17 protein-coding genes are annotated in these 19,433 nt (G+C 68.3%); 9 read left to right on the forward strand and 8 right to left on the reverse strand.

Annotated elements, in window-relative coordinates; genetic code table 11:
- Positions 1 to 60: 60 nt before the first annotated feature.
- From EDF19_RS08125 to EDF19_RS08150, 6 genes are all read left to right on the forward strand, one after another.
- Complete coding sequence (locus EDF19_RS08125) at positions 61 to 4,119, forward strand: DUF6049 family protein (RefSeq protein ID WP_185022743.1); 4,059 nt, start codon at positions 61 to 63, stop codon at positions 4,117 to 4,119.
- A gap of 67 nt (positions 4,120 to 4,186) precedes the next feature.
- Positions 4,187 to 5,182, forward strand: coding sequence for a thioredoxin-disulfide reductase (gene trxB, locus EDF19_RS08130; protein ID WP_123680392.1), 996 nt, complete (start codon positions 4,187 to 4,189; stop codon positions 5,180 to 5,182).
- A gap of 63 nt (positions 5,183 to 5,245) precedes the next feature.
- Entirely contained in the window at positions 5,246 to 5,572 is a 327-nt protein-coding gene (gene trxA / locus EDF19_RS08135) for a thioredoxin (protein ID WP_123680393.1), read from the forward strand.
- Between the two features lie 161 nt (positions 5,573 to 5,733).
- Positions 5,734 to 7,038 (forward strand): PLP-dependent aminotransferase family protein, encoded by a 1,305-nt coding sequence (locus EDF19_RS08140; RefSeq protein ID WP_123680394.1) that lies wholly within the window; start codon positions 5,734 to 5,736, stop codon positions 7,036 to 7,038.
- Positions 7,039 to 7,090: 52 nt separating this feature from the next.
- Positions 7,091 to 8,053, forward strand: coding sequence for a D-alanine--D-alanine ligase (locus EDF19_RS08145; RefSeq protein ID WP_123680395.1), 963 nt, complete (start codon positions 7,091 to 7,093; stop codon positions 8,051 to 8,053).
- Positions 8,054 to 8,217: 164 nt separating this feature from the next.
- Complete coding sequence (locus tag EDF19_RS08150; protein WP_123680396.1) at positions 8,218 to 8,700, forward strand: ElyC/SanA/YdcF family protein; 483 nt, start codon at positions 8,218 to 8,220, stop codon at positions 8,698 to 8,700.
- A gap of 1,235 nt (positions 8,701 to 9,935) precedes the next feature.
- On the opposite strand, the gene EDF19_RS08155 is transcribed toward EDF19_RS08150, so the two are convergent.
- From EDF19_RS08155 to rpmH, 8 genes are all read right to left on the reverse strand, one after another.
- Positions 9,936 to 10,901, reverse strand: coding sequence for a ParB/RepB/Spo0J family partition protein (locus EDF19_RS08155; RefSeq protein ID WP_123680397.1), 966 nt, complete (start codon positions 10,899 to 10,901; stop codon positions 9,936 to 9,938).
- On the reverse strand, positions 10,901 to 11,794 hold the full coding sequence (locus EDF19_RS08160) for a ParA family protein (RefSeq protein ID WP_311317099.1): 894 nt from the start codon (positions 11,792 to 11,794) through the stop codon (positions 10,901 to 10,903). The genes EDF19_RS08155 and EDF19_RS08160 overlap by 1 nt, the downstream gene beginning before the upstream one ends.
- Positions 11,795 to 11,875: 81 nt before the next feature.
- Positions 11,876 to 12,535 carry a 16S rRNA (guanine(527)-N(7))-methyltransferase RsmG gene (gene rsmG, locus EDF19_RS08165; protein ID WP_123680399.1) on the reverse strand — a complete coding sequence of 220 codons (660 nt, stop codon included), beginning with the start codon at positions 12,533 to 12,535 and terminating at the stop codon, positions 11,876 to 11,878.
- Complete coding sequence (locus tag EDF19_RS08170) at positions 12,532 to 13,041, reverse strand: R3H domain-containing nucleic acid-binding protein (RefSeq protein ID WP_185022744.1); 510 nt, start codon at positions 13,039 to 13,041, stop codon at positions 12,532 to 12,534. Before EDF19_RS08170 ends, rsmG begins: the two co-directional genes overlap by 4 nt.
- Positions 13,042 to 14,013 (reverse strand): membrane protein insertase YidC, encoded by a 972-nt coding sequence (yidC, locus tag EDF19_RS08175; protein ID WP_123680400.1) that lies wholly within the window; start codon positions 14,011 to 14,013, stop codon positions 13,042 to 13,044.
- An 8-nt stretch (positions 14,014 to 14,021) separates the two neighbouring features.
- Positions 14,022 to 14,402 carry a membrane protein insertion efficiency factor YidD gene (yidD, locus tag EDF19_RS08180; protein ID WP_185022745.1) on the reverse strand — a complete coding sequence of 127 codons (381 nt, stop codon included), beginning with the start codon at positions 14,400 to 14,402 and terminating at the stop codon, positions 14,022 to 14,024.
- Positions 14,399 to 14,749, reverse strand: a complete 351-nt coding sequence (rnpA, locus tag EDF19_RS08185) for a ribonuclease P protein component (protein WP_123680401.1) — start codon at positions 14,747 to 14,749, stop codon at positions 14,399 to 14,401. Before rnpA ends, yidD begins: the two co-directional genes overlap by 4 nt.
- Before the next feature lie 48 nt (positions 14,750 to 14,797).
- Positions 14,798 to 14,935: a 50S ribosomal protein L34 gene (gene rpmH, locus EDF19_RS08190; RefSeq protein ID WP_022889115.1), complete on the reverse strand. Its 138-nt coding sequence runs from the start codon at positions 14,933 to 14,935 to the stop codon at positions 14,798 to 14,800.
- A 514-nt stretch (positions 14,936 to 15,449) separates the two neighbouring features.
- On the opposite strand from rpmH, the gene dnaA reads away from it, so the two are divergent.
- The 3 genes from dnaA to gnd all read left to right on the forward strand — a co-directional run bounded on the left by dnaA (position 15,450) and on the right by gnd (position 19,430).
- A complete protein-coding gene (gene dnaA / locus EDF19_RS08195; RefSeq protein WP_123680402.1) occupies positions 15,450 to 16,904 on the forward strand; it encodes a chromosomal replication initiator protein DnaA in 1,455 nt (484 codons plus the stop codon).
- Positions 16,905 to 17,311: 407 nt separating this feature from the next.
- A complete protein-coding gene (gene dnaN / locus EDF19_RS08200; RefSeq protein WP_123680403.1) occupies positions 17,312 to 18,475 on the forward strand; it encodes a DNA polymerase III subunit beta in 1,164 nt (387 codons plus the stop codon).
- A gap of 67 nt (positions 18,476 to 18,542) precedes the next feature.
- A complete protein-coding gene (gnd, locus tag EDF19_RS08205; RefSeq protein ID WP_123292939.1) occupies positions 18,543 to 19,430 on the forward strand; it encodes a phosphogluconate dehydrogenase (NAD(+)-dependent, decarboxylating) in 888 nt (295 codons plus the stop codon).
- The last annotated feature ends 3 nt before the right edge of the window (positions 19,431 to 19,433 follow it).

Genomic DNA, 19,433 nt, shown 5'->3' on the forward strand with positions numbered 1-19,433 from the left:
TTCATGGTCGGGCCTCATACACTCGTGCTGGCCCGAACCGACCCCGTGGCCCGTCACCGTATGCACATCCTCCGCACCACGCTCGCCGCAGCCGCGTCGACCCTCGTCGCGCTCGGCCTGGTCGTCGCGCCCCTCGGCACCGACCACGCGGACGCCGCGACGGTCTCCTCCGCCAAGACCCACGTCGCCGATCCGGACTCCTCGGACGCCGGAAAGACGACCATCTCGATCGCCCCGGCGAACCGCGGGATCGTCCAGCGGGACCAGGACCTCACGCTCTCGGTGACCGTCACGAACGACACCGACACCGCCGTCCCCGCCGGCACCGCCGAGTTCGACATCTTCCGGTCGGTGAGCACGCGAGACGTCCTCGCCGACTGGCTCGCCGACACCACCACAACGGGTTACCTCGGCGCCCCGATGGACTCCGTGGACATCCCGGCCGTCCCGGCGCACCGCTCGGTGACGATCGACACGGTCTCCATCGTCTCGGGCAACGTGGCACTCGGCGGCTACTCCTCGTTCGGCGCGCGACGCATCGCGGCCGAGTACACGGCCGGCGAGACCTTCGCCGTGGACCGCTCCGCGATCACCTGGTACCCGGACTTCGAGCAGGTGCCGGTGAGCGTCTCGGTCGCCATGCCCGTGACCGTGCCGAAGAGCGCCGACGGCGTCCTCACGGCACCCGTGCTCGCCGCGGCGACCTCGGTGGACGGCACGCTGACCCAGCAGCTCGACGCAGCCGAGGACCACAACGTCGCGGTCGCCGTCGACCCGCGGATCATCGCGTCGATCCGGCTCCTCGGCGAGAACGCACCGTCCTCGGCGACCACCTGGCTCGCGCGCCTCGAGTCCCTGCGCAACGAGACGTTCTCGCTGGCGTACGCCGACGCGGACGTCACCGGCCTCCGCCAGGCCGGCTCCGACGGCATCCTGTCGCCGATCTCCCTCGACCAGTCCGTGAAGACCGAGAACTTCCCCGGCGCCGAGACCGCGGCACCGACTCCGACGGCCACCCCGGGCGACACGTCGTCGCCGAGCAGCACCGAGGCCCCGAGCGACGACGCCACGAGCGACGCCGGCACCGGAACCGGCTCCGACACCGGTGCGACGCAGGACACCCTGCCGACCACGGAGTCCCTGCTCGACTTCCCGTACTCGATGGACTCCATCGCCTGGCCGACCGACGGCACCGTGTCCTCCGCCGACCTGCCGGCACTCGAGCGCGCCGGCACGAAGACCACCATCGTCTCGAGCGGGAACACCTCGGCCGGTGCCGACACCACGATCTCCGCATCCGAGAAGATCGGCGACGACCACGTGCTCGTCTCCGACCAGTCGATGTCGTCCCTGCTCCGTCGTGCGGCGACCGCTCCTGACCGCGCGACCTACGCCTCGACGATGTCCGAGCTCACCGCGACGCTGGCCACCTCGGCGCGTGCCGGTACGGCGACGGGGCCGATCCTGCTGACCCTCGGTCGCGAGTGGCCGTCCGACTCAGCACGGCTCAGCCAGGCGCTGGACGCCCTCGAGAGCACCGCCTGGGTCGCACCAGCCGACCTCTCGACCGCCTCGAACGCCGTCGCCGGGTCGTTGACGCTCAGCAGCGCGTCCACCGGCGACGCCCGGATCGACCAGCTCGAGCGGCTCGTGCAGGGCGAGCAGGGACTCAGTGCCTTCGCCACGATCCTGGACGACCCGAACCTGCTCACTGCCCCCGCTCGGCTCCGACTGCTCGCGCTCGCCTCGAACGCCTGGCGCGGCGACGACGACGGGCTCGCCACGGCGGTGGAGGCCCGCACCGCCGCCTGGGCGAACGACACCACCAAGGTCGGCATCGTCGACTCGAGCAGCCTCACCCTGCTCGGTGACCGGTCCTCGCTGCCCGTCTCGATCCGGAACAGCTCGATCTACCCGGTCACCGTGCACCTGACCGTGCAGCCGTCGAACTCCGCCCTGCGCATCGTCCGCAACGACATCGTGGTGAAGATCCAGCCGGACTCCTCGACGCGAGCCACCGTGCCCGTGCAGTCGGTCGCGAACGGCAAGGTCGAACTGACCATGTCGCTGTCGAGTCCCACCGGCGTCGCCGTCGCCCAGCCCGCCACCGTCGAGCTGAACGTGCAGGCCCAGTGGGAGACCGTGATCACCGCCACCGCGGCCGTGGCCCTCATCGCGATCTTCGGCTTCGGCATCTTCCGGAGCATCCGGAAGCGCATCCGACGCCGCAACGGGGAACTCGACGACGAGGACGACGACGACCCGAACCGTCCGCTCGAGGTGCAGCCCGACGCACCGGGTGCGGCGACCCCGGTCGCGACCACGGCTCGCGAAGGTGACCGCCTGCAGGCCGCGACCGCGCATGCCGGGGCCGCACCGGGCCTCCCGGCCGACGCCCGTCCCAGCACCGTCGCGGACCGCCGCGATCCCGAGGAGCCGACCATCAGCGCCACCCAGCCCCAGCCCGCCGTCGACGCCGAGCCGGTCGCCGAGCGCAGCCTCGGGCGTGCGAGCGCCATGCTCGCCGCCGGCACGATGGTGAGCCGGATCCTCGGGTTCGCGAAGACCTTCGTGCTCGCGTACGCGATCGGCCAGAACGGCAGCCCCTCGGCCAACGCGTTCGCGGTCGCCAACCAGCTGCCGAACAACATCTACGCGCTCATCGCCGGCGGCCTGCTTTCCGCCGTGCTCATCCCGCAGATCGTCCGCGCGATGCGGCGCAACGACGACGGCGGCCAGGGGTACGTCAACAAGATCGTGACGCTCGGCGGGTCGATCTTCATCGTCATCGCCGTCATCGGCACGCTGCTCGCGCCGGCCCTGGTGCGGCTGTACAGCACGTCCGCGGGGACGAGCGGCAAGGGCTTCGACCAGGCGACCACCGACCTCGCCGTCGCGTTCGCGTTCTGGTGCCTGCCGCAGATCCTCTTCTACGCGATGTACTCGCTGCTGGGCGAGGTCCTCAACGCCAAGCAGGTCTTCGGCCCGTTCACCTGGGCGCCGCTGCTGAACAACGTGATCGCCGTCGCCGGCCTCATCGTCTTCATCGCGATGTTCGACGGTCGTGCCGAGCACACGTCCCCGACCGGGTGGACACCGCTCGAGATCGCGGTCCTGGCCGGCAGCGCCTCGCTCGGTGTGCTCGCCCAGGCCGCGTTCCTGCCGTTCTTCTGGCGTCGCGCCGGCCTGCGCTTCCGGCCGGACTTCCGCTGGCGGGGCGTCGGCCTCAAGGCCACGGGGACGGCCGCCGGCTGGCTGTTCGCGATGATCCTCGTCACGCAGGTCGCCGGTGTCGTCCAGTCCCGCGTCGCGTCGCTCGGCAACGACCATGCCGGCAACGCGGTGCTCGGGAACGCCTGGCTGCTGTTCATGCTGCCGCACTCGATCATCACCGTGTCGATCGCGACCGCGTACTTCACCCGGATGAGCCACGACGCGGAACGCGGCGACCTCGGAGCGGTCCGCCGCAACCTGTCGCTGTCGCTCCGGATCGTCGGGCTCTTCACGGTCTTCGCGACCGTCGCGCTCATCGTCGTCTCGGTGCCGTTCGGCCGGATCTACGAGAACACCTTCGGCGGCGCGCTGTCGGTGGCGGCTGTCCTGACCGCGTACATGCCGGGCCTGGTGCTGTTCAGCATGCTCTTCATCATCCAGCGCGTCTTCTGGGCCCTGCACGACCACCGCACGCCGTTCCTGATGCAGTGCATCCAGTCCGTGCTCTTCGTGATCGGTGCGACCGCCGTCACGACTCTCCCGGGCCAGGCGATCGGCGTCGGGATCGCGGCGTGCACCACCCTCGCCGGGACCGCCCAGACGATCGTGGCCCTTGTGCTCGTCCGTCGTCGTCTCGACGGCATCGAGGGGCCGATCGTGACCCGCTCCCACGTGCAGTTCGTGATCGCCTCGCTCATCGCGGGCGTCGCCGGCCTCGTCGTCGTGAACTTCTTCGGCGCCTTCTCCGTGCACGGGTTCGCGATGACCGACGTGACGAGCGCGTTCATCACGCTGGTCCTCACCGGCGCCGTCATGGTCGTCGTGTACTTCGGGGCCCTCGTGGTCGCGAAGAACGCCGAGATCCGCAGCGCGGTCGACCTGCTCAAGGCGCGCCTCGGTCGCTGAGTCGGCGGAATGCTCCGCCGGTACGATGTGTTGACCCGGTCAGCACGCAACGGAAGGGCATTCAGGCATGCGCCAGCTCATCATCATCGGTTCCGGCCCGGCCGGGTTCACCGCCGGCATCTACGCCGCGCGCGCAGAGCTCAAGCCGCTCATCGTCGCCTCCAGCGTCGAGACGGGCGGTGAACTCACCAAGACGACCGAGGTCGAGAACTTCCCCGGCTTCCCCGAGGGGATCCAGGGCCCCGACCTCATGATCAAGATGCAGGAACAGGCCGAGAAGTTCGGCGCCGAGGTCCTGTACGACGACGCCGTCTCCGTCGACCTCACCGGCGACGTGAAGAAGGTCACCGTCGGCTCCGGCGAGACGTACGAGGCCCTCGCGGTCATCTACGCCACCGGCTCGGCGTACCGCCACCTCGGCCTCGCCGACGAAGAGCGCCTGTCCGGCCACGGCGTCTCGTGGTGCGCGACCTGCGACGGGTTCTTCTTCCGTCAGAAGAACATCGCCGTCGTCGGCGGTGGCGACTCCGCGATGGAAGAGGCCACGTTCCTCACCCGCTTCGCCGACAAGGTGACGGTCATCCACCGCAAGGACAGCCTCCGCGCGTCGAAGATCATGCAGGACCGGGCGATGAACGACCCGAAGATCGAGTTCGCGTGGAACAAGGAGGTCACCGGCATCACGGGTGACTCGGCCGTCACCGGCGTGACACTGCGCGACACCGTCGACGGGTCCGAGAGCGAACTCGCGCTCGACGGCCTGTTCATCGCGATCGGCAACGACCCGCGAACGCACCTCATCCACGGCCAGATCGACATCGCTCCGGAGGGCACCATCGCCGTCCAGGGCCGGTCGTCGAAGACGAACCTGCCCGGCGTCTTCGCCGCGGGTGACGTCATCGACCCGACGTACCGCCAGGCGATCACGGCCGCCGGCTCCGGCACGGTCGCCGCGCTCGACGCGGAGAAGTACCTCGCCGACCTCGAGGACACGCTGACCGACCAGGCCGAGGGTGTCACGCCCGTCGAGCCCGTCACGGTCGACGTCACCTCCCGCGTCTGACCCATCCCGGAATACCGCAGCGGCACAGCCGTTGTACCCACTGAACTTCTCGAAGGAGCACACATGTCCAACGCAAAGGCCGTCACCGACGCCACCTTCTCGGACGAGGTCCTCAAGTCCGACAAGACGATCCTGGTCGACTTCTGGGCCGAGTGGTGCGGCCCGTGTCGCGCCGTCTCCCCGATCCTCGACCAGATCGCTGCCGAGCACGCCGGCAAGATCGAGATCGTCAAGCTCAACGTGGACGACAACCCCCAGTCGGCCATGCAGTACCAGATCACCTCGATCCCCGCGATGAAGGTCTTCAAGGGCGGCGAGGTCGTCAAGACCGTCATCGGCGCCAAGCCGAAGCCCGCGCTCGAGGCCGACCTCGCCGAGTTCCTCGCGTAGGTCGCACCAGCACCGCTGAACGCCCCGCTCCGTCCTGCTCCAAGCAGGCAGGGCGGGGCGTTCGCATGCCACCCGTTGCCGATCGGCCCCTGCCTCGGAACCCGGGTTTCCTGGGTCGATGTCGTAGTGTGGCGGGAATGTCTCACTGATCGGAGCAATCGATGACGAACGGCAACAGCCTCGACCCCTGGTACGACTCCTACGCCCAGCGCACCGCCGGGCTGAGCGCCTCCGAGGTCCGAGCCCTGTTCGCCGTCGCCTCGCGGCCCGAAGTGGTCTCGTTGGCCGGCGGCATGCCGTTCGTCTCCGCGCTCCCCAGAGAGCTCGTCACGGGCTCCCTGGACCGTGTGATGAACGAGCACGCGGCCATGGCGCTGCAGTACGGCGGCGGGCAGGGCCTCCGCTCCCTCCGCGAGCACATCGTCGACGTGATGAGCCTCGAGGGCATCCGTGCCAGCGCCGAGGACGTCGTGGTCACGACGGGCTCGCAGCACGCGCTCGACCTCGTCACGCGGCTCTTCATCGACCCGGGTGACGTCGTCCTGGCCGAGTCCCCGTCCTACGTCGGTGCGATCGGCGTCTTCCGCTCGTACCAGGCCGAGACGGTGCACGTGACGACCGACGAGCTCGGACTCGTGCCCGAGGCTCTGCGCGAGGCGATCGCGCACCTCCGCACGCAGGGCAAGCGGATCAAGTTCCTGTACACGATCCCGAACTTCCACAACCCGGCCGGTGTCACCATGAGCCGTGAGCGCCGCATCGAGGTGCTCGACATCTGCCGGTCGAACAACATCCTCGTGCTCGAGGACAACCCGTACGGACTGCTCTGGTTCGACGAGCCGGCGCCGCAGGCGATCCGGTCCATCGACGAAGAGGGCGTCGTCTACCTCGGTTCCTTCTCGAAGACCCTCGCGCCGGGCTTCCGGGTCGGCTGGGCGCTCGCCCCGCACGCGATCCGCGAGAAGCTCGTGCTCGCGAACGAGTCCGCGGTCCTCGCGCCGAACTCGTTCGGTCAGTACGTCGTGAACGCCTACCTCGACGCAGCGGACTGGAAGGGTCAGGTCGACACCTTCCGGGGCATCTACGCCGAGCGCCGCGACGCGATGCTGTCCGCCCTGGGGGAGTTCCTGCCGGACCTGTCCTGGACGAAGCCGAACGGTGGCTTCTTCGTCTGGCTCACCCTGCCCGAGTCCCTCGACTCGAAGGGGATGCTGCCGCGTGCCGTCAAGGAGCTCGTGGCCTACACGCCCGGTACCGCGTTCTACGCCGACGGTCGCGGTGGCGGGCACATCCGCCTGTCGTTCTGCTACCCCACGCCGGAGCAGATCCGGGTCGGGGTGAAGCGCCTCGCCAACGTCGTCAACGACGAACTCGAACTGATCGAGACGTTCGGCCCGGCAACGCGTCCGAACGCGGTCGTCCGAGAGACCTCCTCGGTCAGCGCACCGCCGCCGAACATCTCCTGATCAGCGCTTTCCACGACGCTCCTCCCTCAGCACCACACCGAAGGACTCTCGCATGGCCGAGCTCACCCGTCGTCACGTCGTCGTCGTCGCGGGAGGCATCTCCCACGAGCGCGACGTCTCCCTCCGCTCCGGCCGGCGGGTCGCCGACTCGCTGACCGGCTACGGCTGGCAGGTCGACCTGCGTGATGCGGACGCCCTGCTCCTGCCCGCACTCGCCAAGTCACGCCCGGATGTCGTGTGGCCGGCACTGCACGGCGCGTCCGGTGAAGACGGGGCCCTGCGGGGCATCCTGGAGGCAGTGGACATCCCGTTCGTCGGCTCGCGTTCCACGTCAGCCCGGTTGGCATGGGACAAGCCCACCGCTTCGGCGTTGGTCGCGCGGGCAGGCGTCCGGACCCCACGGTCGGTGACGCTGTCCCACGATGTGTTCCGCGAACTCGGTGCCGTGGGAGTCCTGGAGGCCATCGCGGGGGAGCACCCCGTGCCCCTCGCGGTGAAGCCCGCTCGCGGTGGGAGCGCTCAGGGCGTCACGCTCGTCGATGACGTGAAGGACCTCCCTCGCGCCATGGTGACGGCGTACACGTACTGCGACGACGTCGTGGTGGAGCAGCTCATCCGAGGCACCGAGGTTGCCGTCGGCATCATCGACACCGGGGACGGCCCGGTCGCACTGTCTGCGGTGGAGATCGTGCCACGCAACGGGATCTACGGCTTCGAGGCCCGGTACAACGCCGGCGAGACCACGTTCTACACGCCGGCTCGCCTCTCAGATGAGTTCGCGGCCGCGGCTGCCGATGCAGCGACCGCTGCCCACGCAGCGTTGGGCCTCCGCCACCTGTCCCGGGTCGACCTCATCATCGACGGTGCCGGTACCCCGTGGTTCCTCGAGGCCAACGTGCTGCCCGGCCTCACCGAGACGTCGCTGCTTCCCCAGGCTCTGTCCGCTTCGGGCTTCGACCTCGGGTGGACCTACGCCGAACTCGCCGAACAGGCCATCCGCGACCACCGGAGCTGATCGCGGTGCGCCACGTTCCACGTGGAACATCGGGTTCGGACCGGCTTGCCTGTGCAGTCGGTACCCTCCCGATCGGCGCCGCCGTGGGAGCCGTAGGCATCGCGGTCTTGTTGTGGTCTGAGCTCGTGCACGCCCGAGCGGCTGATCGTCGGCTCGGGCGTGGAATGCCACTTCGTCATGAGACGGGTGCGGTTGTCGTGCTCGGCTTCGCGAATGCCGGGGCGCGCATCAACATGGTGAACCGGTGGCGCGCTCGCGTCGCCGTTCGGAGCGCGGCAGCGAGTGACCACTGCGCGATCATCTGCAGTGGGGGAGCGGTGCGAGGCGCGGTGTCCGAGGCCGAACTGCTCTCGCGGTTCATCCGAGAGGATTTGGCGTGGAAGGGGACCGTGCGCGTGGAGGATGCCAGTACTTCTACTTGGGAGAACGTCCGCAACGTTGTGCCGATGCTTGAGGACGTCGACTGGATCGCATTCGCATCAGGGAGCCTCCACGCCGAGAAGGCGCGGGAGTACCTGCGTCGCCAACGCCCTGACCTTGCGATGCGTCTCGCCCCGGTCCCGGAGTACCGCTTCGGTGAGATGAGCATCGTGAAGCCACTCTTCGCCGTGGTCGGACTGTGGAAGCTCCGCGCGCTGCGTTCTTGAGCCGCTCAGTGTTTCACGTGGAACACCCCGGGCGGTGGATGTTCCACGTGGAACGACTCCTCCACTATTGGCTCAAAGCGGGGATCGGCAGCAGCCCGGGCTGAGCAGACAGCGGGGCGGACCAACTTGCGCTTTCGGGGGGACGGCTCATTTGCGTGGCGGCCTGGGCTGTTCGGACCACTCGGGCTGCACCGCGGGACTCGGGCCGGATGGCGCCCTTCGAGCTGCATGGCGCCCCTTCGGGCTGCACGGCGCCCCTCGGGCAGCACCGCGCCACTCGGGCTGCACCGCGCCACTCGCGCCGGATGGCGCCCCTGCGGGCTGCACGGCACCCCTCGCGCCGCACGGCACCCCTCGCGCCGCACGGCACCCCTCGCGCCGCACGGCACCCCTCGCGCCGCACGGCACCCCTCGCGCCGCACGGCACCCTTCGCGCCGCACGGCACCCTTCGGGCCGCACCGCGCCACTCGGGCTGCACGTCGCCCCTGCGGCCGGACGGCACCCTTCGGACTGCACTGGTAGCGCCTGTAACGCCGGTAGCGCCGATAACGCCGGCATCGCGGTAGCGCCAGCAGCGCCGCGGGCGCGGTAGCGCCGCCAGCACTGCCAGCACCGGCCGTAGCGCCCTCAGCGCATTCAGCACCCGCAGCACCCGTAGAGCCCGTAGAGCCCGAGGCACCCGAAGCACCCGAAGCACCCGAAGCACCGGTGGCGCGTTAGCCCCCACCGGCAGCGCCCGTGGCTCGGGTAGTGCAGGTGGCGCGCATAGCGCACTAGCTCGATCCGCGCGGTGCGGGCAGGTGCCGCGCGTGGCGCGGGATACTCGAGTTGCGCGGTGGCGCGGGGGAGGGGGAGGGGGATGCTCGGACTTCGCGGGCCCACGCTGCCCGCGCTAGCTCCAGGGGACCGCCCGGGCTGCGCGGTGCCGCTCGGGTTGCGCGGTACCGCTCTCGGGCCCCGGCTGGGCGCCACGTGCTGGCAGCCGCCGCGGGAGGAGCCGATCAGCTTCGGCCCGGTCGCATCATTGCCCGCAGCCAGCCAGGCACAACGCGCGGCCGGAGCGATTTCAAGCATGAGGCGAACTCTCGCGTCGCCCAGCCGCTGCTGTGATGGCACCCGAGCGGGCCGTCAGACCGTTTGTGAGCGCCGTTCTCTGCTCCGACCAGTGGATGGGCGTCTGGACAGATCCAGCGCCGCAGGCGGTCGCACAGCGGATCTGCGTGCGACGGCAGCCCTATTCGGTGACGTCGCTGATCCCGAGCTCCCCGAGGATGCGATTGAGGTCGTCCCCGTTCGCAAAGTCGATCGTCACCGAGCTCTTCCGGGCGCCGACCGCGATCTTGACCCGCGTGTTCAGGCGATCCCCGAGGCGCTCGGCGAGATCGTTGAAGTGCGCCTGCCGCTTGGTCGGCTGCGGCGCGGTCTTGGGCGGGTTCTTCGCTCCGAGCTGCTGCGCGATCGCCTCAGCGGCACGCACCGAGAGGTCCTCGTTGACGATCTTCTCGGCCAGGTACTCCATCGCTTCAGCGTCGGGCGCCGCGAGGATCGCACGCGCGTGCCCAGCGGAGAGCACACCAGCGGCGACTCGACGCTGCACGGGGGAGGGCAGACGCAGGAGACGGATGGTGTTGGTGATCTGCGGGCGGGAGCGGCCGATGCGCTGACCGAGCTGCTCCTGCGTGATGCCGAAGTCCGCGAGGAGCTGCTGGTAGGCCGATGCCTCTTCGAGCGGGTTGAGCTGCGCCCGGTGGAGGTTCTCGAGCAGCGCGTCCCGGAGCATCGCATCGTCCGGGGTGTCCTTGACGATCGCCGGGATCGTGCTCAGGCCGAGTTCCTTGGTCGCACGGAGGCGACGCTCACCCATGATCAGCTCGTACTGCGCCTCCGTCCCCGTCGCGCCGGCGATCGGGCGGACCACGATGGGCTGCAGGACGCCGATCTCGCGGATGGAGTGCACGAGCTCCTGGAGCTCCTCTTCGCGGAACTCCTTGCGGGGCTGCTGCGCGTTGGGGATCACGTCCAGCGGGTTCAGGTTCGCGAGCCGAGCCCCGGGAACCGCTACCAGGTCATCTGCCGTCGGCGCCGATGCCGGAGAACCCCCCGTGGGGAAGAACACGTCGACCGGACGGTCCTGCTGGTCCGTCGCCGTGGGGATGAGCGCGCCGATGCCTCGGCCGAGTCCGGTCCGCTTGGGTGCCATCAGTGCTGCGCTCCTCGTGCTGCGATCTCGGCGGCCGCCTCCAGGTAGGAGAGCGAACCGGTGGAGTTGACGTCGTACGCGACCACACTCTGGCCGTAACTCGGTGCCTCGCTCACGCGGACGGACCGGGGGATCATCGCCTTGAGGACCTGATCGCCGAAGTGCTCGCGGACGTCGTTCGCCACCTGGTTCGCCAGGTTCGTGCGGCCGTCGTACATCGTCAGCAGGATCGTGGACACCCGGAGCTTCGGATTGAGGTGGCGCTCGATGAGCTCGATGTTCCGCAGCAGCTGGCTGAGCCCCTCGAGCGCGTAGTACTCGCACTGGATCGGGATCAGGACTTCCTGTGCTGCGACGAAGGCGTTGATCGTCAGGAGGCCGAGCGATGGAGGGCAGTCGATGAACACGTAGTGGTACGGCTCGTCGAGCGACTCGAGGTACAGATCGAGCGCGGTCCGAAGGCGCTGCTCGCGGGCGACCAACGACACGAGTTCGATCTCCGCGCCGGCCAAGTGGATCGTTGCCGGCACACACCACAGTGTGTCCGACTCGGGCGAGCGCTGCACCGTATCGGCCATCGCCGCTTCGTCGACGATCACGTCGTAGATGCTCGCCACCTCAGCCTGATGGTCGACACCGAGCGCCGTGGAGGCGTTCCCCTGCGGATCCAGGTCGATGACCAGGACGCGGGCGCCGCCGTGAGCAAGCCCAGCTGCCAAGTTGACCGTCGTGGTGGTCTTCCCGACGCCGCCCTTCTGGTTCGAGACCGTGATGATGCGGGTCTTGTCCGGGAGCGGGAACTGCTGCGTCGCGATCGCGCGGCGACGACGGTTGAGGTCGGCGATCTCGCGAGCGAGCGGTGTCGACGCGTCGTAGTCGGTCGATGAACTCAACGAGTGCCTCTTCCCCGGTTCGATGTTTCACGTGAAACGCGGAGCCGCCGGCGGTCGGAGAGACCGACCCGAGCCGCAGCGTCAGTCAACTGTAGCCCGGAAGACCCGGGTGGTCTCGTCGACCACACCGTCTCCGAGCTCGAGCACCTCGACGTCCGAGAGGCGCTTACGAAGGATGACCTTCCGAGCCTTCTCGATCTCCTCGTCGACCCGCGCACCCTTCATCAGGATGAGCTGGCCACCAGAGCGCACGAGCGGCACCGTCAGGGGGATCAGCTTGGACAGAGCACTCACCGCGCGGGCCGTCACCTGGTCGACCACGATGCTGTCCGCGACGTCCTCGGCGCGGCCACGGACGACCGTGACGTTCGTCAGGCCCAGCCGCTCCGCCTCACTGGTGAGCCAATCCGTTCGACGCTCCATCGGCTCGATGAGCGTGAAGGCGACGTCCGGACGGGCGATCGCGAGCACGAGACCCGGCAACCCTGCACCGGACCCGACGTCGGCGACCCGGCCACGGGCCTCCAGGAGGGGTGCCAACAGCGCGGAATTGAGGATGTGTCGCGTCCAGAGCCGCGGCAGTTCGAGTGGGCCGATCAGACCCAGCTCCTCACCCCGGCGAGCAAGCTCGTTCGTGAACGACCGAGCAACGTCGATCTGCGCGCCGAACAGCGTCACTGCGCCAGCCGGCTCGGTCTCGAGGACCGGTGCGGCCTCTGCAGGGGAGACCGGCTCCGTCATCGGGTGACGACCGTGTGGCGGTCCCGACCCTCGCCCTCGGACTCCGAGTGGAAGCCCTTCTCGGCGACCAGGTCGTGCACCAGCTTGCGCTCGTACGACGACATCGGGGGGAGCGCTGCAGAGGACGATCCAGCCTCGATGCGCTCGACGGCGGTGTCCACCAGCCGCTGCAGCTCCGAGGCGCGGGCGTCCCGCGAGCCACCGACGTCGAGGATGAGGCGGCTGAACTCGCCGGTCTCGGCCTGCACGGCGATCCGGGTGAGCTCCTGCAGCGCCGTCACCGTGTCCGGCTTCGACAGGACGCGGAGCGCCTCGCCGTCGTCGGTCACGGACAGGTACACGCGTCCGGCGCGCTCCTCGATCTCGATGTCGCCGTCGAGGTCGCAGATGTCGAGGAGTTCCTCGATGTAGTCGGCCGCGATGTCCGCCTCGTCACGGGCGTCCTCGTCCGGGACGGTCTCGTCCGTGATGGTCTCGACAGCTGCGGCGGTGTCCTGCTCGGTCACTTACTTCTTCCCGTTCTTCTTCGAGCGCTGCTTGCCGACCGGCTGCTGACGCTGGGTGGTGACGCGCACGGCCTCGATCTCGGCGGCACTCGCGCCGGCACCGGCCTCGGCGAGCACCGGGGTCCCCGTGGTGCCACGACGCTGGGCCTTCTTCGCCAGACGGGCTTCACGGGCCAGCGCGGCCTCGGAGCCGGGCGTCGGCATGCTGCGGATGACGAAGTACTGCTGCGCCATCGTCCAGACGTTCGAGGCCAGCCAGTAGAACATGACGCCGAGGGGGAAGCTCAGGCCGGAGATGATGAAGACCAGGGGGAGGATGTAGAGCATCATCCGCTGCTGGCGGTACATCGGAGACGCCTTGGTCTCCGGGGACATGTTCTTCGCGACGAGCTGCAGCTGGGTGATGAACTGCGACGCGGTCATCACGACGATCATGAAGCCAGCGATCGCGCGGACCTCCCAGCCGGAGGCGTTCGTGAACGTCTCGTGCAGGGGAGCGCCGAACAGCGCGGCGTTGCCGAAGGACTTCGCGAGGTCATCGGTGAGCAGACCGATGCCGACCTTGTTGATCTGCGCTTCGTGGAGCACCGAGTACAGCGAGAAGAAGATCGGCATCTGCAGCAGCAGCGGCAGGCAGGAGCTCAGCGGGTTGGTCCCGGTCTCCTTGTACAGCGCCATGGTCTCGCGGCTCATGGCCTCACGCGAGAACTGGTCCTTCTTGCCCTTGTACTTGTCCTGGATCTTCTTCAGCTGCGGCGCGACCTCGAGCATGCGGCGCTGCGACTTGATCTGGCGCACGAAGATCGGGATCAGCGCGGCGCGGACCACGAAGGTCAGGAAGATGATGGAGAGCACCCAGGTGATACCCGCTCCGGGGTCCATGCCGAGGTTCTCGAAGACCCAGTGGAAGCCGACGAGGATGGCCGAGACCACCCATTTGAGCGGCCAGAGGATCGTACCGATGAGGTCCATGGGGACGGCTACGCCTTTCGAGTGCGCTGGGGGAGCAGGACCGGCCGGGCCGTTCCGACCGCAGGGTGCGGCTGCTTCGGGATCGGCGCGAGGACGAACCCGAACCGGTTGACGACGAACGGTCGACTACGTTCAGTGACGTCGTCGATCCCGCCTGCAGCCCAGGGGTTGCAGCGGGCGATGCGCCAGGCACCCATCGCGGACCCGCGGACGACGCCGTACTGCTGGATCGCTTCGAGGGCGTACCGGGAGCACGACGGGTGGTACCGGCAGACGTTGCCGTAGAGCGGTGAGATCACTGCACGGTAGGCGCGGAGCACGACGACGCACGCGTTGCGTGGGAGCAACGCGGCGACCCAGGCCAGCCGGGTCCACAGAGTGCGGTTCATGCTGCCTTCTCCACCCCGCGCGCGAAGGAGCGCACGACGTCTTCGAGCAGGGTAGGCCATCCGGCCTGCGATGCGGCTGGCAGTGCGCGGACCACGACGTCGAACCCGGTGGGGGTCTCGGTGAGCAGTTCGTGCGCGATCGCCTTGAGCCGTCGCCTGATCAGGTTCCGGGTCACGGCGTTGCCCACGGTCTTGGCGACGATGAAGCCGAACCGTGTCGGTCCGGACGGATCCGTCGAGCGACGGACCACGGACACGACGACGTGCGCCGTGGCGCTCTTGCGACCACGACGCACGACGTTCCGGTAGTCGTCCCCGCGGACGATGCGGTTGGCGCTGGCCAACACTGCGATGCCGGGGTCAGACCGAGGACCGGATCAGGCAGATGCGCCTGATCAGGCCGAGAGCTCGGTGCGGCCCTTGGCGCGACGCGCCGACAGGATGGCGCGGCCGGCACGCGTCCGCATGCGGAGGCGGAAGCCGTGCTTCTTGGCGCGGCGACGGTTGTTCGGCTGGAAGGTGCGCTTGCTCATGATGTTCTCCACACGGCTGCTCGCGGCGAGCCGTCACGTATGTGTAGCCGTCCGGGTGTCGAACGGCGCAGATGGGCGCGACCGAACGGCCGCAGTCAACTGGTTAACGGTACGTGACAGCGGCGGGCAGGTCAAACGCTGACCGGATCCCTCCGGCGGTCGTGCAGCCGACGGAGGTCCTCCCGACCCATTCTCCACATTGGGGACAACTTCCGTTCGGTGCGACCTGCCCCGGTCCTTTACAGTGGGGTGATCGATCGGCTCCGTGGCCCGGTACGACAGGGAAGTGATCCTGTCGGAGGACACGGAACGGTCGTGGACAACACTGTGGACAACCCTGTGGGAAGCCACGCGGCACGAGGCGTCGACGAAGCCCCCGGAGCCACTGACGAATCCGCCCGGAACGCCACGGTCCGAACGCGCGCCACCCACGTCGATCCGGCATGTCCGACCCCGTGGGACGCGCAGACGTCCGGCAGCGACCGCACACACGACCCCTGGAGACGAGCGCGACATGACGATGCCGGCCGACCCCGTCGAGGACCTCTGGTCATCGGTACTCGCACTCCTCGCCGAGGACGCCCGCATCACGCCGCAGCTGCACGGCTTCCTGAACCTGGTCGAGCCGAAGGGCGTGCTCGCCGGCACCCTCTACCTCGAGGTGCCGAACGACCTCACCCGCGGCATGCTCGAGCAGCGCATCCGGATCCCGATCACCGAGGCGGTCGCCCGGATCGGTGACGACTCGGTCGCCAACTTCGCGATCACGGTGAACCCGGACATGGCGTCGGAGCCGCGGGTGGACCCCAACGTCCCCGAGTACGCCGAGCCGGTGCAGGAAGCCGTCGAGCAGAGCGCCGCTCCCCGTCAGTACATCGAGGCGCCGTTCGTCCCGAGCCAGATCGACTCCCCGGGCACCAGCGGTCGGCCGGAGTCACGGCTCAACCCCAAGTACAACTTCGACAACTTCGTGATCGGCTCCTCGAACCGGTTCGCGCACGCAGCAGCCGTCGCGGTCGCCGAAGCACCGGCCAAGGCCTACAACCCACTCTTCATCTACGGCGACTCCGGCCTCGGCAAGACCCACCTGCTCCACGCCATCGGGCACTACGCCGAGAGCCTCTACCCGGGGATCCGCGTCCGGTACGTGTCGAGCGAGGAGTTCACCAACGACTTCATCAACTCGATCGCGAACAACCGCTCGAACCAGTTCCAGCAGCGGTACCGCGACATCGACATCCTGCTCATCGACGACATCCAGTTCCTCCAGGGCAAGGACTCGACGCAGGAAGCCTTCTTCCACACGTTCAACACGCTGCACGACCACAACAAGCAGGTCGTCATCACGTCCGACGTGGCGCCGAAGCACCTGACCGGGTTCGAGGACCGGATGCGTTCCCGCTTCGAGTGGGGCCTGATCACCGACGTGCAGGCACCCGAGCTCGAGACGCGCATCGCGATCCTCCGCAAGAAGGCGCAGTCCGACCACCTGCAGGTGCCCGACGACATCCTCGAATTCATGGCGTCCAAGGTGTCGAGCAACATCCGTGAGCTCGAGGGGACCCTGATCCGGGTCACCGCGTTCGCGAGCCTCAACCGGACCGCCGTCGACATGGCGCTGGTGCAGACCGTCCTGAAGGACCTGATCACCCTCGACGAGGACAACGTCGTCGCGCCGACGGACATCATCAACCACACCGCGGAGTACTTCAAGCTCTCCGTCGACGACCTGTACGGGTCCTCCCGGTCCCAGGCGATCGCGACCGCTCGACAGATCGCGATGTACCTCTGCCGTGAGCTGACGAGCCTGTCCCTGCCCAAGATCGGGCAGCTCTTCGGCAACCGCGACCACACCACCGTGATGTACGCGAACAAGAAGATCACCGAGCTCATGAAGGAGCGGCGGTCGATCTACAACCAGGTCACCGAGCTCACGAGCCGCATCAAGCAGGACCGCCGGTACCGCTGAGATCGGGCAGTCTCCGGGCTCATCCACCATCTGAGACGGTTCCATGGGCCGGAGTTCTCACAGTGTGGATAGCCTGTGGATAACTGTGGAGGACACGCCGCCCGGTTGTACACAGGTGCGGGGTCACCTGTGGAGACTGGGGATGGAAGTGGATAGATGAGATTCATTCATCCCGTTAACGCTCACAGACCGTCCCCAAGTCACAACCGTGTAGTTCCCTACGGCCGAGCGGGATGCACAGGGTTATCCACAGTGTGCACAGGCGTTAACACCATTACTCCTGGTTAACGATCAATCTCCGCGGGACAACCTTGTGGACGGCGGGATGACAAGAAATCCGGCCCCCGTCCGCCTGTGCCAGAATGGGGCGGCCGGACAGTCCAAGCCGATCGACAGGGGTTCCAGCTGTGAAGTTCGAGGTCAACCGGGACGTCTTCTCCGAAGCCGTCTCCTTCGCGGTGAAGCTCCTCCCACAGCGCACGACCCTCCCGATCCTGTCGGGCGTCCTGATCCACGCGGACGGTGATCGTCTGACGCTCTCCTCGTTCGACTACGAGGTCTCGGCGCAGACGTCCATCGCGGCGCAGATCGACGAGCCGGGCACAGTCCTGGTCTCGGGTCGCCTGCTGAACGACATCGCGAGCCGCTTGCCGAACGCCCCGGTGACCTTCACCACCGAGGAATCGAAGATCTCCGTCACCTGCGGTTCGGCGCACTTCACGCTGCTGTCCATGCCGGTCGAGGAGTACCCGACGCTCCCCGAGATCGGTCCGCAGACCGGTGTGATCCCGGGCGACGCCTTCTCGGAAGCCGTGTCCCAGGTCGCCGTCGCCGCCAGCCGCGACGACGTGACCCCGGTGATCACCGGGGTGCAGCTCGAGGTCGGCGAACACGACGTCTCCCTCATCGCCACGGACCGCTACCGCGTCGCCGTCCGCACGATCCAGTGGGACTCCGGCCGTGCCGGTGACGCCGACGGCGAGGCGCCCGCTCCGCTGCACGCGCTGGTCCCGGCCCGCACGCTGCAGGAAGTCGGCCGCACGTTCGGTTCGGCAGCCACGGTGTCGGTGTCGATCAGTGGCGGATCGGACCGCGAGCTCATCGCCTTCCACGCCGCCGACAAGACGGTCACGTCGCTGCTCATCAAGGGCAACTACCCGCCGGTCCGCCGGCTCTTCCCCGAGACGGTCAACGACCACGCGGTCATCAACACCGCGGAACTGGTCGAAGCCGTCCGACGGGTCTCCCTCGTCCTGGAGCGCGAAGCAGCGCTCCGGTTCTCCTTCTCGGTCGACGGGCTCACGCTCGAGGCGATCGGATCCGAACAAGCGCAGGCGTCAGAGTCGATCAGTGCGTTGCTGACCGGTGAGGACACGGTGGTCTCGTTGAAGCCCGCCTTCCTCCTGGACGGACTGAACGCGGTGCACTCCGAGTTCGTCCGCATCTCCTTCACCAAGACGGAGAACCCCAACAAGCCGGGCCCGGTGCTCATCACCGGCCAGACTTCGCAAGAGGCTGCGGCGACCGACGGATACCGGTACCTGCTGCAGCCCAACCTGCTGCTGCGATAGCGCAACAGTCTCCCTGCGCTGGCGCACCACCCCGGCATCAGCGCAACGACGAACAGAAGAGGAAATCATGCACATCGGTCTTGTCGGCCTTGGTCGCATGGGCAACAACATGCGTGCCCGTCTCCGCAACGCTGGGATCGAGGTCACCGGTTACGACGCGAACCCCGCCGTCTCCGACGTCGCCAGCCTCGCCGACCTGGCGGGCGCACTGCCCGAGGGTCAGCGACTCGTCTGGGTGATGGTGCCGCACGGCAAGATCACCGACGACGTGATCACCGAGCTCGCCGGCGTCCTGAACGAGGGTGACCTCGTCATCGACGGTGGCAACTCGAAGTGGCTCGACGACACCACGCACGCCGAGCAGCTCGGTGCACGCGGCATCCGTTACATGGACGCCGGCGTCTCCGGTGGCGTGTGGGGCAAGGACAACGGCTACGGCCTCATGGTCGGCGGTGACGTCAAGGACGTCGAGTTCGCCATGCCCGTGTTCGACGCGCTCCGCCCCGAGGGCCCCCGTGAAGAGGGCTTCTCGCACGCCGGCCCGATCGGCGCCGGCCACTACGCGAAGATGGTGCACAACGGCATCGAGTACGCGATCATGCAGGCCTACGGCGAGGGCTACGAGCTCCTCGAGGCGAAGGACCTGATCACCGACGTCCCCGCCGTGTTCGCCGGGTGGCAGCGCGGGACGGTCGTCCGTTCCTGGCTGCTCGACCTCATGGTGCTCGCCCTCAACGAGGACCCGAAGCTCGACGAGCTCGAGGGCTACGTCGAGGACTCGGGCGAGGGCCGTTGGACGCTGGAAGAGGGCATCGAGCTCGCGGTCCCGATGCCGGCGCTGTCGGCGTCGATCTTCGCGCGCTTCGTCTCGCGGCAGGGCAGCGCCTCGCCGACGATGAAGGCCGTCGCTGCGCTCCGCAACCAGTTCGGCGGTCACGCCGTCAAGAAGTCCTAGGAC

The sequence above is a fragment of the Curtobacterium sp. PhB115 genome (genome assembly GCF_003752025.1).
Taxonomy (GTDB): Bacteria; Actinomycetota; Actinomycetes; order Actinomycetales; family Microbacteriaceae; genus Curtobacterium.